The following is a 14,642-nucleotide window of genomic DNA, read 5'->3' as shown; positions in this document are numbered from 1 at the left end:
TCACGACCGCCGGGGCGGGGAGGCGACCTCCCCGCCCCGGGCGGCGGTCCGGCGTCCGGCGGTCCGACGAGCGGCCGTTACGCTGAATGGTGATGGCATACCTGGATCACGCGGCGACCACCCCGATGCTCGACGAGGCGTTGGCGGCGTACGTCGCCACCGCCCGCGAGGTCGGTAACCCGTCGTCGCTGCACGCGGCGGGCCGGCGCGCCCGGCGGCGGGTGGAGGAGTCGCGCGAGCGGGTGGCCGCGGTGCTGGGCGCCCGCCCCTCCGAAGTGATCTTCACCGGTGGCGGCACCGAGAGCGACAACCTCGCGGTCAAGGGCATCTTCTGGGCCCGCCGCGGCGCGGCCGCTGGGCGGACCAGGGTGGTCTCCAGCAGTGTCGAGCACCATGCGGTGCTGGACGCGGTGGACTGGCTGGTCGCGCACGAGGGCGCCGCGGTGGGCTGGCTGCCGGTGGACGCGGCCGGCCGGCTCGACCCCGAGCGGCTGCGCGGGGAGCTGACCGCACACGCCGACCGGGTCGCCGTGGTCACCGCCATGTGGGCCAACAACGAGGTGGGCACCGTCCAGCCGGTGGCGGAGCTGGCCGCCGTCGCCGCCGAGCACGGGGTGCCGTTCCACACCGACGCGATCCAGGCGGTCGGCCAGGTGCCGGTGGACTTCGCGGCCAGCGGCGTCTCCGCGCTCACCGTGACCGGGCACAAGCTCGGCGGCCCGACCGGGGTCGGCGCGCTGCTGCTGGCCCGGGACGTCGCCGCCACCCCGCTGCTGCACGGCGGCGGCCAGGAGCGGGACGTCCGCTCGGGCACCCTGGACACCGCCGGCATCGTGGCCTTCGCGGTCGCCGTGGAGGCCGCGGTCAAGGGCCAGCAGGAGTACGCCGCCCGGGTCGCCGCGCTCCGCGACGACCTGGTCCGCCGGGTCCGCGAGGCGGTGCCCGAGGTGGTGTTCAACGGCGACCCGGACGACCGGCTGCCCGGCAACGCGCACTTCTCCTTCCCCGGCTGCGAGGGCGACGCGCTGCTGTTGCTGCTCGACGCCCAGGGCCTCGCCTGCTCCACCGGCTCGGCGTGCTCGGCGGGGGTGGCGCAGCCGTCGCACGTGCTGATCGCGATGGGCGCCGACCACGACCGCGCCCGCTCCTCGCTGCGCTTCTCCCTCGGCCACACCAGCACCCCCGCCGACGTCGACGCCCTGATCGAGGCCCTCCCCGCCGCCGTCACCCGCGCCCGCCGCGCCGCCGCCCTCCGCACCCCCCGCTGACCCACCCCCACCCCGCGCCCCCACCCCCACCCCCGCGATCTTGCACTTTCGGCCCTCCTCTTGCCCTATACGTCCAATATGCCGGGTCAGCAAGTGCAAGATCGCGCGTGGGGAGCGGCGGCGGGGGAGGGGGCGCGGCGGGGTGGCTAGGCTGGGGGTGTGAAGGGGGTGTGGCGGTGAGGGTGTTGGCGGCGATGTCGGGCGGGGTGGACTCGGCCGTGGCGGCGGCGCGCGCCGTCGAGGCGGGGCACGACGTGACCGGGGTGCACCTGGCGCTGGCCCGCAATCCGCAGACCTACCGCACCGGGGCCCGCGGCTGCTGCACCCTGGAGGACTCCCGGGACGCCCGCCGGGCCGCCGACGTGATCGGCATCCCGTTCTACGTCTGGGACATGGCCGAGCGGTTCCACTCCGACGTGGTGGACGACTTCGTCGCCGAGTACGCGGCCGGTCGTACCCCGAACCCGTGCCTGCGCTGCAACGAGAAGATCAAGTTCGCCGCGGTGCTGGACCGGGCGGTGGCCCTGGGGTTCGACGCGGTGGTCACCGGCCACCACGCCCGGCTCGGCCCGGACGGCCTGCTGCGGCGCAGCGTCGATGAGGCCAAGGACCAGTCGTACGTGCTCGCCGTGCTGACCCGGGCGCAGCTCGACCGGTCGATCTTCCCGCTCGGCGACTCGACCAAGGCGCAGGTGCGCGCGGAGGCCGCCCGGCGCGGGCTGGCCGTCGCCGACAAGCCCGACTCGCACGACATCTGCTTCATCGCCGACGGCGACACCCGCGGCTTCCTCGCCGCCCGGCTCGGCGAGACGCCCGGCGACGTGGTCGACGCGGCCACCGGCGCGGTGGTCGGCAGCCACACCGGCGCGTACGCGTACACCGTCGGCCAGCGACGCGGCCTGCACCTGGACCGGCCGGCGCCGGACGGGCGCCCGCGCTACGTACTGTCGATCACCCCGGTCACCAACACCGTCACGGTCGGGCCGGCCGAGGCGCTGGAGGCGTCCCAGGTGCGCGCCACCCGCCTGGTGTGGACCGGCGGCGAGCGGCCGACCGCCCCGATCGAGTGCGAGGTGCAGCTGCGGGCGCACGGCGACGGGGTGCCCGCCGCCGTCGCGCTCGACGGCGACACGCTGCACGCCGAGCTGCGCCGCCCGGTGCGCGGGGTGGCCGCCGGGCAGGCGATCGTGGCGTACCGGCCGGACCCGGCCGGCGACGTGGTGCTCGGCTCCGCCACCATCACCGGCTGACCGACCACCGGCGGGTAGCCTTCGGCCGTGACCGATCAGTCCTGGCCCTGGCCCACCGGCGCGGCGACCGGCATCGGTTCGCTGCCCGGCACCGACATCGCCGAGGCGCAGCGGATCGTCCTCGGTGAGCTGCCCGACCTGCCCCACCTGCCCGAGCTGCCCGCCCGCGGGCCCGGCGCCGACATGATCGGCCGGACCGGCGGGCTGCTGGTGGAGTTGCCGGTCGAGCTGTATGCGGCCCGGTGGCGGATCGCCCCGCGCCCGGGGCGGGACCTGCGCCGGGCCCGGGACCTGATGGAACGAGACCTGGACCAGCTCGCCGAGCAGGCCGAGGCGTACGCCGGTCCGGTGAAGATCCAGGCCGCTGGCCCGTTCACCCTGGCCGCCGCGGTGGAGCTGCCGATCGGCGGCAAGCTGCTGCGCGACCCCGGCGCGGTGCGCGACCTGGCCGGCTCGCTCGCCGACGGGCTGCGCGGGCACGTCGAGGCGGTCACCCGTCGGCTGCCCCGCGCCTCGGTGCTGCTCCAGCTCGACGAGCCGGCGCTGCCCGCGGTGCTGGCCGGCCGGGTCCGCACCGAGAGCGGCCTGGGCGCCTACCGGCCGGTCGAGACCGAGACGGCCCGCGCGCTGATCCAATCGGTGATCACCACCGCCGGGGTGCCGACCGTGGTGCACTGCTGCGCGCCGGACGTGCCGCTGGAGCTGATCCGCTCCGCCGGGGCGGTCGGGGTGGCGCTCGACCTCGGCCTGGTCAAGGACCTGGACCCGCTCGGCGAGGCGCTGGACGCCGGGTTCGGGCTGCTGGCCGGCGCGGTGCCCACGCTCACTCCGCTGCCCGCCCGCGCGCCGACCTCCGCCGAGGTCGCCGACCGGGTACGCACGCTCTGGGACCGGCTCGGCTTCCCGCGTCGCCGGTTGGCCGAGCAGGTGGTGGTCGCCCCGGCCTGCGGGCTGGCCGGCGTCACCCCGCAGTACGCCCGGGCGGCGCTGGCCGCCTGCCTGGACGCCGGGCGGCGGCTGGCCGAGGAGTGAGGTTTTCCTGTCGTACCGGCGGGGGACGATGGCCGGCATGATTGGACAGCTGCGTTCCGTGGTGATCGACTGCCCCGATCCGCGCGCCCTGGCCGGCTTCTACGCCGAGCTGCTCGGGCTCCCGCTGATCGAGGACAACTCCGACGGCGACGACTGGGTGGTGCTCGGCGGCCCGCCCGGCCACCTGCCCCGGATCGCCTTCCAGAAGGCGCTCGACCTGCGCCCGCCGGCCTGGCCGGATCCCGAGCGTCCCCAGCAGTTCCATCTGGACGTCACGGTCGACGACATCGAGACCGCCGAGAAGGCGGCGCTCGCGTTGGGCGCCACCCGGCTGCCGGGCGGGGAGGAGAGCTTCCGGGTCTACGCCGACCCGGCCGGCCACCCGTTCTGCCTCTGCTGGGGCTGACCGGCCCACCCCCTGACCGGCCGCCACGCCTCGGCGGTCGCGGGCGGAGCTGTCGGCCGCCGGTCGCGGGGGGAGCTGTCGGCCGCCGGTGGCGGGGGTTGCGCGCGGGCGGCATGATCGCGATCGTGATCGACTCCTCGCTCCGGCGGGCCTCCGGCTCGCTCTTCGGTCTCGCCTACGGTGACGCGCTGGGCAAGCCGACCGAGTTCCTCACCGTCGCCGAGATCGTCCGCCGGTACGGCCCGACCGGCCCGCGCGACCTGACCGGCGACCCTGCCCTCGTCACCGACGACACCCAGATGGCGCTCGCCGTGGCCTGGGCGCTGCGCGACGCGTCGGCGTACGCCCCGGAGGTGGTCGAGCCGCTGCTGCGGCGGCGCTTCGCCGACTGGGCGGTCAGCCCGGAGAACAACCGCGCCCCCGGCATGACCTGCCTGCGGGCCTGCGCCGAGCTGAGCCTGGGCCGGCGCTGGCAGGAGGCCACCGTGGCCGACTCCAAGGGCTGCGGCGCCAACATGCGGGTCACCCCGGTCGGCCTGCTCGACGTCGACCTGGACACCCTGGCCGGGCTGGCCCAGCTGCAGGCCGGCCTGACCCACGGCCACCCGACCGGGCTGGCCGCGAGCGAGCTGACCGCGTACGCGGTGCGGCTGCTGCGCGACGGCGTCACGCTACCGCGGCTGCCCGGCCTGCTCACCGACCGGGCCCGCGAGCAACGGCCGGTCTACCGTGCGGACTGGCTCGGCGACCTGTGGCGGCGGTCCGACGCGGGCAGCGCGACCGAGTTCATCGCCCGGGGCTGGGACGAGTGCCTGCACGCGCTGGGCCGGCTCGACGCGGCGCTCGCCGCGCCGGACGACGGCGGTGACCCGTGCCGGCTCACCGGCGAGGGCTGGATCGCCGAGGAGGCGCTGGCCACCGCGTTGCTCTGCACGCTGCGGCACGTCGACGACCCGGTGGCCGCGCTGGCCCGGGGCGCCACCACGGCCGGCGACTCGGACTCCATCGCCGCGCTGGCCGGCGCGTTCCTCGGCGCCGCGTACGGGATGCCGGCCTGGCCGGCGGAGTGGGCCGGCCGGATCGAGTACGCCGACCAGCTCACCGCCCTCGGCGCCGCCTGGGACCGAGCGCCCGGTGAGCCGCCCTCGTCCTGACGAGAGCACGGCACGGGACCGCCCAGGCCGGCATGCCGGACTCGGCGGCCGCAGTCAGGCGGGGCTGCGGCGGCCGTGCAGTTGGCGGACCTGGCGCCAGAGCTCCGGGTCGCAGCTGCCCGCCCGGTCGCTGAACGCGTCCAGCGGGATCCGGACCGGCTCGGCGAGGTCGAGCCAGCTGTCGTGCTCGGCGTCCGGGTCCCACTCCCGGGTGGGGATGCGGACGTGGTCGTCCCGGTTGCTCTTGTCCTGACTGGTGATCTTGAGCACCTCGGCGCCCCGGTCGTCGGCGCGCAGCACCAGCGCCGGCCGCACCTTGGAGCCGCTGCCGTCGTGGTACGGCACGTCGGCCCACCAGATGTCGCCCGGGCGGGGCGTACCGGTGGGGGTGCGGGGGCGGGGCGGCGCGGTCGGACGGGCCCGGTCCCGTGGCGGTGTGCCCCGCTCGGGGCGGACGCGCTCGCCACCGGCCGGCCGGCCGGCGCGGCGCCGCCACTCGTTCCAGGCCCAACCGGCGATGACGGCCAGCGCCACCAGCACCGCCCAGAGCACCCACTCAGGCATCCGTACCCCTGCCTCTCGGCACCGGCGCGGTGCCGGCGTGCGGCGATCCTCGCACGGCCGGCCGCCCACCGCTCGTCGGCGACGTCGCCGGGAGGCGGAGGATTGTCCCACCGGCCGGTTACCGTGCTTCGGTAGCGTGATCTGGGGATACCCGATCACGGGGAGACCTGACAGTGTGCGGAGGCGGCAGGGTGTCCGAGGAAGTCATCCCCCAGCGGGTCAGCGCCGCGCAGGAGGCGGCGGCCGGCGCCGAGCCGACCCCGGCGGCGCGGGAGCGGCACGCCACGCTGAGCCAGGAGCTCACCGAGCACCAGTACCGCTACTACGTCCTCGACGCGCCGATCATCGCCGACGCCGAGTTCGACGGACAGCTGCGCGAGCTGGAGGCGCTGGAGGCCGAGTTCCCCGCGCTGCGCACGCCGGACTCGCCGACCCAGCGGGTGGGCGGCACCTTCTCCACCGACTTCGCCGCGGTCACCCACGCCGAGCGGATGCTCTCGCTCGACAACGCCTTCACCGACGAGGAGCTGGCGGCCTGGGCCGAGCGGGTCGAGCGGGACGCCGGCGGCCCGGTGCCCTACCTGTGCGAGCTCAAGGTCGACGGCCTGGCCATCAACCTGACCTACGAGAAGGGGCGGCTGGTCCGCGCCGCCACCCGGGGCGACGGGCGTACCGGCGAGGACGTCACCCCCAACGTGCGGAGCATCCGGGACGTGCCCAACCGGCTCACCCCGTCGGACGAGTTCGGCGACCCGCCGGCCCTGCTCGAGGTGCGCGGCGAGATCTACTTCCCGGTGGCCGGCTTCGCCGACCTCAACGCCGGCCTGGTCGAGCAGGGCAAGGCGCCGTTCGCCAACCCGCGCAACGCCGCCGCCGGCAGCCTGCGGCAGAAGGATCCGCGGGTCACCGCGTCCCGACCGCTGCGCCTGGTGGTGCACGGCATCGGCGCCCGCAAGGGCTTCCAGCCGGCCGCGCAGTCCGAGGCGTACGCGGCGCTGAAGGCGTGGGGGCTGCCCACCAGCGACCGGGTCCGGGTGGTGCCCGACCTGGCCGGCGTCGCGGAGTACATCGCCCACTACGGCGCGCACCGGCACGACGTCGAGCACGAGATCGACGGCGTGGTGGTCAAGGTCGACCCGGTCTCCATCCAGGGCCGGCTCGGCTCGACCAGCCGGGCGCCCCGCTGGGCGATCGCCTTCAAGTACCCGCCCGAGGAGGTCACCACCAAGCTGCTCGACATCGACGTCAACGTCGGGCGGACCGGTCGGGTCACCCCGTTCGCCGTCCTGGAGCCGGTGCGGGTGGCCGGCTCCACGGTCGCGCTGGCCACGTTGCACAACGCTCGCGAGGTCGAGCGCAAGGGGTTGCTGATCGGCGACACGGTGGTGCTGCGCAAGGCCGGCGACGTCATCCCCGAGGTGCTCGGCCCGGTGGTCGACCTGCGCCCGGCCGACGCCCGCGCGTTCGTCATGCCGACCAGCTGCCCGTCCTGCGGCACCCCGCTCGCGCCCGCCAAGGAGGGCGACGTCGACATCCGCTGCCCGAACACCCGCAGCTGCCCGGCGCAGCTGCGGGAACGGGTGTTCCACCTGGCCGGCCGGGGCGCCTTCGACATCGAGGCGCTGGGCTACAAGGGCGCCGCGGCCCTGCTCGACGCCGAGATCGTGCACGACGAGGGGGACCTCTTCGCGCTGGACGCCGACCGGCTCGCCGCCTCGCCGTTCTTCGTCAACAAGGATGGCACCCTCGGCAGCAACGCCACCAAGCTGCTGGACAACCTCGCCGTGGCCCGCGAACGGGACCTGTGGCGGGTGCTGGTCGCGCTGAGCATCCGGCACGTCGGCCCGACCGCCGCGCAGGCGCTGGCCCGGCACTTCCGGTCGATCGAGGCGATCGACCGGGCGTCGGAGGAGGAGCTGTCCTCCGTGGACGGGGTCGGGCCGACCATCGCGGCGAGCCTCAAGGAGTGGTTCGCCGTCGACTGGCACCGCGAGGTGGTCCGCAAGTGGGGCGAGGCGGGCGTACGGATGACCGAGGAGGCGGTCGACGAGGGTCCGCGCCCGCTGGAGGGGCTGACCGTGGTGGTCACCGGCACGCTGGCCGGATTCAGCCGGGACCAGGCCGCCGAGGCGATCCAGAGCCGGGGCGGCAAGGTCAGCGGCTCGGTGTCGAAGAAGACCGGGTTCGTGGTGGTGGGCGACAACCCGGGCAGCAAGGCCGACAAGGCGGCCACCCTGAAGGTGCCGATGCTCGACGAGGACGGCTTCCGGGTGCTGCTGGACGACGGCCCGGAGGCGGCCCGGGCGGTGGCCCGGACGCAGGAGTGATGGCGCCCGTGGCCCGTACGCGGCCTCCGCGTCGTATACCAACTTAATTACGACTACGACCGATTCGTGGCTGTCGTGCGGGTGCGGCGGTGCGGAGGGCGTTTCATGGGGGGCACGGCGTGCGAGCGGCGCGCGCCCGATCAGCCGCCGGGAGGTGCGTTGGAGACCGCCGACCCCCGCAACGCCGTGCCACCCGGTCGCGAACGGTCCTTCGCCGGCTTCGTGGCCGCCGTCGTCGTCCTGGCGGCGCTGGTCTCCGTGGTCCCGCTGATCCGGCTGCCGGACCGGCTGCCCGACCTGCCCCCGGCCTTCTGGGCGATGGCGGCGCTCGCCGTCGCCTGCGACGCCCGCCCCTTCGTCCCGCCCGGACGCCGGCAGACCTCGGCGGTGTTCCCCTCCACCTGCTTCACCTTCGCCATCCTGCTGGGCTGGGGGCTGGGACCGGCGGTGGCCGTGCAGGCGGCGGCGGTGGCCGTCTCCGGCTGGCGGATGCGCCACTCGGTCTGGCGGACCGCCTTCAACGCGGGCCAGTACGCCTGCGCGTTGGCCGCCGCGTGCCTGGTGCTGCGGGCCGGGCCGGGCACGCTGTTCGCCGGCGGCCGGCTGCGTTGGACCGACGTGGCGGTGGTCGCCGCGGCCACGATCACCTGGTTCGCGGTCAACTACGGCCTGGTCAGCACCGCGCTGCGGCTGCGCTTCGGCGGCCGGTGGTGGCCGAGCGCACGGCAGGGCCTGCCCTACGAGCTGCTCTCCACCGGGTCGCTGCTGCTGCTCGCCCCGGTGCTGGTGACCGCCGCCCGGGCCAGCGCCGCGCTGGTGCCGCTGGTGCTGGTGCCGCTGTTCGCCGTGTACCGGATGGCCCGGCTCTCCGCCGAGCAGGAGCAGCTCGCCTCGCTCGACCCGCTCACCGGGTTGGCCAACCGCAAGGCGCTGCTGGCCGAGGTCGCCGAGCAGGTGCACCTGCACGCCGAACGGGTCGCCCGCGACGAGCCGCGCGCCCACCTGGCGCTGCTGCTGATCGACCTGGACCGGTTCAAGAACGTCAACGACGCGCTCGGCCACGCGGTGGGCGACCGGCTGCTGGTCGAGGTGAGCGCCCGGTTGGCGCACGTGCTCGACGGGCGGGACCTGCTGGCCCGGCTGGGCGGGGACGAGTTCGCGATCGTCGCGGGTGGACTCACCGGCGTCGAGGAGGCGCGGGAGCTGGCCGACCGGATGGTCGCCGCGCTCGCCGAGCCGGTGTCGCTGGACGGGTTGCCGCTGGACGTCGGCGGGTCGATCGGCATCGCCCTCTTCCCCGAGCACGGCGAGGACTACGCCACCCTGATGCGCCACGCCGACGTGGCGATGTACGACGCCAAGCACCGCAACGACACCGTGGCCGTGTACGCCGCCGAGTCCGACCACAACTCCGCCGAGCGGCTCGGGCTGCTGGCGGACCTGCGCCGGGTGCTCGACGCGGGGCCAGCCTCCGAGCAGCCGGTGCGGGGCGGGGACGGCGCGGCCCTGCCGTCCCGGCTCGACCCGGGCGCGGCCGGTGGTGCGCCGTGGTGGCGGCTGGGCCGGCGCCGGACGGCGGTCCCGCTGGACGGGTCGGACGAGCTGCTGACCCGCATCCTCACCGGGGCCGATCCGGTCCGTCGGCGGGCCGGCGTACCCGAGGACGTGATCTCCGCCGATCCGGCCCCGGCGGCCGCGGCGGACCAGGTCGCGGGTGGCGCGGCGGCTGGTCCGGTGGCCGCGGCCGAAGGGCCGGCGGACCGGTCCGGTCCGCGCGGCGCGGCCGAGCCGGTGCCGGCGGCCCGGTCGGAGGCGGGCGGCGGCGGCGGCGGCGTCGGTGAGATCACCATGTATTACCAGCCGCAGATCGCCATCGCCACCGGCGAGGTGGTCGGTGTCGAGGCGCTGCTGCGCTGGCGGCACCCGCGCCGGGGCATGGTCGACCCGGAGGAGCTGATCCGGGTGGCCGAGCAGAGCGCGGTGATGCGGCTGCTCACCCACCGGGTGGTGGACGACGTGGTGGAGCAGTTGGCGAAGTGGTCAGCCGCCGGCATCACCCTCCGGGCCGCGCTCAACGTCAGCGTCCGGGACCTGCACACCGGCGAGATCGCCGACCGGATCGCCGAGCGGCTGACCCGCTACGGGGTGCTCCCGGAGCGGCTCCAGCTGGAGATCACCGAGGGCGCGCTGATGGCCGACCCGAGGCGGGTGCTGGCCACCATCACCCGGCTGCACCGGCTCGGGGTGGCCATCTCGCTGGACGACTTCGGCACCGGCTACTCCTCCTTGCAGCACCTGCGCCGGCTGCCACTGGCCGAGGTGAAGGTGGACCGGTCGTTCGTCCTCGGGATGGCCGACGACGCCGATGACGCGGCCATCGTCCGCTCGACCATCGAGCTGGCCGGGGCCCTCGGCCTGCGGGTGGTGGCCGAGGGCGTCGAGGACGAGCGGACCTGGCGGCTGCTGCACGCCGCCGGCTGCGACGCCGCGCAGGGCTGGTTCTACGCCCGCCCGATGCCGGCCGAGGAGTTGGCCGCCTGGCTGGCCCGCTACCGCCCGGTCCGCCCGGTTCCCGACCCGGACGTGGAGCTGCCCCGCCGGCACGCCCGGTGAGCCGTGCCGGGGCGCAGGGCGGTGGGGGAGCCGGCGGCGGCGGACAATAGACTCGCTCCGGTCACCGCGCGTCATCGCACCACCCGGCGGCGCGGCCGGCACGCAGACCCAGCAGGACAGCCACGAAGGGGGCATTGATGGCCGCCATCTCCCGCGAGGAGGTCGCGCACCTGGCGCGACTGTCGCGGCTCGCCGTGACGGAGGAGGAGCTGGACACCTTCGCCGGCCAGCTCGACGTGATCCTCCAGTCGGTCGCCCAGGTCGGCGAGGTCGCCGCGGCGGACATCCCGCCGACCTCCCACTCGGTGCCGCTGACCAACGTGCTCCGCGAGGACGTGGTGACGCCCTGCCTGACCCCGCAGGAGGCGCTCTCCGGCGCGCCCGACGCCGACCAGCAGCGGTTCCGCGTCCCGCGGATCCTTGACGAGGACGTGGCCTCATGACCGACTTGATCAAGATGACGGCGAGTGAGATCGCCGGACTCGTCGCCGCCGGGGACACGTCCGCCGTCGAGGTGACGCGGGCCCACCTGGACCGGATCGCCGCGGTCGACGAGCGGGTGCACGCGTTCCTGCACGTCGACACCGAGGGTGCGCTGGCCGCCGCCCGCGCGGTGGACGAGCGTCGGGCCGCCGGCGAGGAGCTGGGCCCGCTGGCCGGGGTGCCGGTCGCGGTCAAGGACGTGCTCACCACCAAGGGCGTGCCGACCACCGTCGGGTCGAAGATCCTGGAGGGCTGGCGCCCGCCGTACGACTCGACGATCGTCGAGCGGCTGCGCGCCGCCGGCACGGTGATGCTCGGCAAGACCAACATGGACGAGTTCGCGATGGGCTCCTCCACGGAGTACTCGGCGTACGGGCCGACCCGCAACCCTTGGGACACCGCGCGCATTCCCGGCGGCTCCGGTGGGGGCAGCGCCGCGGCGCTGGCCGCGTACGAGGCGCCGCTGGCGATCGGCTCGGACACCGGCGGCTCGATCCGCCAGCCCGGCGCGGTCACCGGCACCGTCGGCGCGAAGCCCACCTACGGCGGCACCTCCCGGTACGGCCTGGTGGCGTTCTCCTCGTCGCTGGACACCCCCGGCCCGTGCGCGCGTACGGTGCTCGACGCCGCGCTGCTGCACCAGGTGATCGGCGGCCACGACCCGCGCGACTCCACCTCCATCCCGGCTGCAATGCCGGACGTGGTGGCCGCCGCGAAGCTCGGCGCCACCGGCGACCTGACCGGCGTGCGGCTGGGCGTGGTCACCGAGTTCACCGGCGAGGGGGCCGAGCCGGGCGTGATGGCCGCGTTCCGCGAGTCGGTCGACGCGCTGGCCAAGCTGGGCGCGGAGATCGTCGACGTGTCCTGCCCGCACTTCAAGTACGCACTGCCGGCGTACTACCTGATCGCCCCGAGCGAGGCCTCCTCGAACCTGGCCCGGTTCGACGGCGTGCGCTTCGGCCTGCGGGTCGGCGACGACGGCAACCGGTCGCTGGAGGAGGTCATGTCGCTGACCCGCGAGGCCGGCTTCGGCCCCGAGGTCAAGCGGCGGATCATGCTCGGCACGTACGCCCTCTCCTCGGGCTACTACGACGCGTACTACGGCCAGGCGCAGAAGGTCCGCACGCTGATCACGCGGGACTTCACCTCGGCGTTCGAACGGGTGGACGCGCTGATCTCGCCGACCACCCCGTTCGTGGCGTTCCCGATCGGCGCGCGCACCTCGGACCCGTACCAGATGTACCTGGCGGACCTGTTCACCATCCCGACCAACCTGTACGGCGGCCCGGGCATCTCGGTGCCGTGCGGGCTGTCCGACGGGCTCCCGGTGGGCCTGCAGATCATGGCCCCGACGATGGCCGACGACCGGATGTACCGGGTCGCCGCCGCGCTGGAGTCCGTGGTCGGCACCCTCACCCCGCCCACGCTGTAACCACCCGCGTCACCTGACCGGCGCCGACGGAGCTTCCGCCGGCGCCGGTCGTCGGGTCGGCCAGCGCGGCGATGGTGGGCACTCCCAGGCGCACCGGCGGCACCAGCAGCAGCAGGCCCACCGCGCCGGCCGTGATGAGGATGCCCCGGTCGATGCGCATCGGCCGTCGCTCGGTCACACCGGATCACCGCCGCTGCATCCACCGCAGCACCCCGAGCGCCACGGCCACCGCGACCAGCCCGGGGACGACCGTGCCGATCACCATCGTGAGCAGGCTGTCCGGGTTGCGGTCGTCGCTGGGCAGCCACTGGGCCCAGCCGATCAGCGCCGCCACCGCCCACACCGCAAGCACCGCCAGCAGGACGTGTCGCGTTCGCGCCACCCGCCGAGGCGCGTCGTCCGGCCGTACCGTCGAGTTGTCCCCCGTATTCGTCATGGTCGACCCGTACCCATCGGTCTTTCCCGCTATGCGCGCCCGGCGACAGAAGCACGGCGACCGACCCGGAGTGATCTGGAAACCCGCGCGCCGCCCGGCCGGGCAACCCCATTAGGCTGGACAGGTTCTGTCCGGATCGCGCCTGGAGCTCAGATGACGACGACACTGCCCGCGTACGACGAGGTCGTCGCGCGCTACGAACCGGTGATCGGCCTGGAGACCCACGTCGAGCTGGGCACGAACACCAAGATGTTCTGCGGCTGCCCGACCGACTTCGGCGGCGAGCCGAACACCCGGGTCTGCCCGGTCTGCCTGGGCCTGCCGGGTTCGCTGCCGGTGGCCAACAAGGCGGCCATCGAGGCGACCATCCGGATCGGCCTCGCGCTGAACTGCTCCATCGCCGAGTGGTGCCGGTTCGCCCGGAAGAACTACTTCTACCCGGACATGCCGAAGGACTTCCAGATCAGCCAGTACGACGAGCCGCTGTGCTTCGACGGCTACCTGGACGTCGAGGTGGGCGGCGAGCTGGTGCGGATCGGCATCGAGCGGGTGCACCTGGAGGAGGACACCGGCAAGACGCTGCACGTCGGCGGCGCCACCGGCCGGATCCACGGCGCTACCGAGTCGCTGGTCGACTACAACCGGGCCGGCATCCCGCTGGTGGAGATCGTCACCAAGCCGGTCCCCGGCATCGGCGCGCTCGCCCCCGAGGTGGCCAAGGCGTACGTGACCGAGCTGCGCGACGTGCTGCGCTCGCTGGGCGTCTCCGACGTCCGGATGGAGGAGGGCTCGCTGCGCTGCGACGTCAACACCTCGCTGAACAAGCCGGGCGAGGAGTGGGGCACCCGCACCGAGACCAAGAACGTCAACTCGCTGCGCTCGGTGGAGCGCGCGGTCCGCTCGGAGATCCTGCGCCAGGCCTCGGTGCTGGACGCCGGCGGGAAGATCACCCAGGAGACCCGGCACTTCCAGGAGGACACCGGGGACACCCGGCCGGGCCGGTCCAAGGAGACCGCCACCGACTACCGGTACTTCCCGGAGCCGGACCTGGTCCCGCTCGCGCCGGACACCGCCTGGGTGGCCGAGCTGAAGGCCGCCCTGCCGGAGCTGCCCCGGCTGCACCGCCGCCGGTTGCAGGAGCAGTGGGGCCTGTCCGAGGCGGACATGCAGTCGGTGCTGAACGCCGGCGCGGTGGAGCTGATCGAGGCCACCGTGGCCGCGGGCGCCACCCCGGCCGCCGCCCGCAAGTGGTGGCTGGGCGAGCTGTCCCGCCGGGCCAACGAGTCCGGTGTGGAGCTGGCCGACATCGGCGCCACCCCGTCCCAGGTCGCCGAGCTGCAGGGCCTGGTCGACGCGGGCAAGCTCAACGACAAGCTGGCCCGTACCGTGCTGGAGGGCGTGGTGGCCGGCGAGGGCTCGCCGGCCGAGATCATGGCCAACCGCGGCCTGGAGGTCGTCTCCGACACCGGCGCGCTCACCGCCGCGGTGGACGAGGCGATCGCCGCCAACCCGGGCATCGCCGACAAGATCCGCAGCGGCAAGGTCGCCGCCGCCGGCGCCCTGGTGGGCGCCGTCATGAAGACCACCCGCGGCCAGGCCGACGCCAAAACCGTCCGTGACCTGATCCTGGAACGCCTCGGCGCCCAGGGCTGAGCCACCCCGGGGAGGGCCGCCGTC

General features: G+C 74.9%; 13 protein-coding genes. 10 read left to right on the top strand and 3 right to left on the bottom strand.

The genetic code is table 11. The features are described 5' to 3' along the window. Positions 1-92: 92 nt before the first annotated feature. The 5 genes from ACFY3U_RS01920 (at position 93) to ACFY3U_RS01900 (ending at position 5,110) form a co-directional block, all read left to right on the top strand. Positions 93-1,268: a cysteine desulfurase family protein gene (locus ACFY3U_RS01920; RefSeq protein ID WP_387193259.1), complete on the top strand. Its 1,176-nt coding sequence runs from the start codon at positions 93-95 to the stop codon at positions 1,266-1,268. Between the two features lie 176 nt (positions 1,269-1,444). Continuing rightward, on the top strand, positions 1,445-2,518 hold the full coding sequence (gene mnmA / locus ACFY3U_RS01915) for a tRNA 2-thiouridine(34) synthase MnmA (protein WP_387193256.1): 1,074 nt from the start codon (positions 1,445-1,447) through the stop codon (positions 2,516-2,518). Between the two features lie 27 nt (positions 2,519-2,545). Next, the gene (locus ACFY3U_RS01910; RefSeq protein WP_387193253.1) at positions 2,546-3,550 is read left to right on the top strand and encodes a methionine synthase; all 1,005 of its coding nucleotides are present in this window, start codon (positions 2,546-2,548) and stop codon (positions 3,548-3,550) included. Positions 3,551-3,587: 37 nt separating this feature from the next. Beyond that, positions 3,588-3,956 carry a VOC family protein gene (locus tag ACFY3U_RS01905; RefSeq protein WP_387193250.1) on the top strand — a complete coding sequence of 123 codons (369 nt, stop codon included), beginning with the start codon at positions 3,588-3,590 and terminating at the stop codon, positions 3,954-3,956. Between the two features lie 113 nt (positions 3,957-4,069). Further along, a complete protein-coding gene (locus ACFY3U_RS01900) occupies positions 4,070-5,110 on the top strand; it encodes an ADP-ribosylglycohydrolase family protein (protein ID WP_387193247.1) in 1,041 nt (346 codons plus the stop codon). A gap of 54 nt (positions 5,111-5,164) precedes the next feature. Here ACFY3U_RS01900 and ACFY3U_RS01895 read toward each other — a convergent pair whose 3' ends face one another. Beyond that, positions 5,165-5,674 carry a type II toxin-antitoxin system PemK/MazF family toxin gene (locus tag ACFY3U_RS01895; RefSeq protein ID WP_387193244.1) on the bottom strand — a complete coding sequence of 170 codons (510 nt, stop codon included), beginning with the start codon at positions 5,672-5,674 and terminating at the stop codon, positions 5,165-5,167. A 191-nt stretch (positions 5,675-5,865) separates the two neighbouring features. Here ACFY3U_RS01895 and ligA point away from each other — a divergent pair, with 191 nt between their 5' ends. The 4 genes from ligA (at position 5,866) to gatA (ending at position 12,529) form a co-directional block, all read left to right on the top strand. Continuing rightward, positions 5,866-8,001, top strand: a complete 2,136-nt coding sequence (ligA, locus tag ACFY3U_RS01890) for an NAD-dependent DNA ligase LigA (protein WP_387193241.1) — start codon at positions 5,866-5,868, stop codon at positions 7,999-8,001. Between the two features lie 159 nt (positions 8,002-8,160). Further along, positions 8,161-10,614 carry a putative bifunctional diguanylate cyclase/phosphodiesterase gene (locus tag ACFY3U_RS01885; protein WP_387193238.1) on the top strand — a complete coding sequence of 818 codons (2,454 nt, stop codon included), beginning with the start codon at positions 8,161-8,163 and terminating at the stop codon, positions 10,612-10,614. A gap of 137 nt (positions 10,615-10,751) precedes the next feature. Beyond that, a complete protein-coding gene (gatC, locus tag ACFY3U_RS01880; RefSeq protein ID WP_130332719.1) occupies positions 10,752-11,057 on the top strand; it encodes an Asp-tRNA(Asn)/Glu-tRNA(Gln) amidotransferase subunit GatC in 306 nt (101 codons plus the stop codon). Continuing rightward, positions 11,054-12,529 carry an Asp-tRNA(Asn)/Glu-tRNA(Gln) amidotransferase subunit GatA gene (gatA, locus tag ACFY3U_RS01875; protein ID WP_387193234.1) on the top strand — a complete coding sequence of 492 codons (1,476 nt, stop codon included), beginning with the start codon at positions 11,054-11,056 and terminating at the stop codon, positions 12,527-12,529. Before gatC ends, gatA begins: the two co-directional genes overlap by 4 nt. Here the strand turns inward: gatA and ACFY3U_RS01870 are convergent. Continuing rightward, positions 12,510-12,707, bottom strand: coding sequence for a hypothetical protein (locus ACFY3U_RS01870; protein WP_387193231.1), 198 nt, complete (start codon positions 12,705-12,707; stop codon positions 12,510-12,512). The two genes, gatA and ACFY3U_RS01870, sit on opposite strands and share 20 nt — an antisense overlap. Positions 12,708-12,713: 6 nt before the next feature. After that, positions 12,714-12,965 carry a hypothetical protein gene (locus tag ACFY3U_RS01865; RefSeq protein WP_387193228.1) on the bottom strand — a complete coding sequence of 84 codons (252 nt, stop codon included), beginning with the start codon at positions 12,963-12,965 and terminating at the stop codon, positions 12,714-12,716. Between the two features lie 153 nt (positions 12,966-13,118). Between ACFY3U_RS01865 and gatB the strand changes: the two genes are divergently transcribed. Next, a complete protein-coding gene (gene gatB / locus ACFY3U_RS01860; protein ID WP_387193225.1) occupies positions 13,119-14,618 on the top strand; it encodes an Asp-tRNA(Asn)/Glu-tRNA(Gln) amidotransferase subunit GatB in 1,500 nt (499 codons plus the stop codon). Positions 14,619-14,642: the final 24 nt, after the last annotated feature.

It is taken from the genome of Micromonospora sp. NPDC000089 (assembly GCF_042899365.1).
Taxonomy (GTDB): domain Bacteria; phylum Actinomycetota; class Actinomycetes; order Mycobacteriales; family Micromonosporaceae; genus Micromonospora.
Note: the sequence above shows the minus strand (reverse complement) of the source record. Positions and strands in the feature narration are given on the sequence as shown.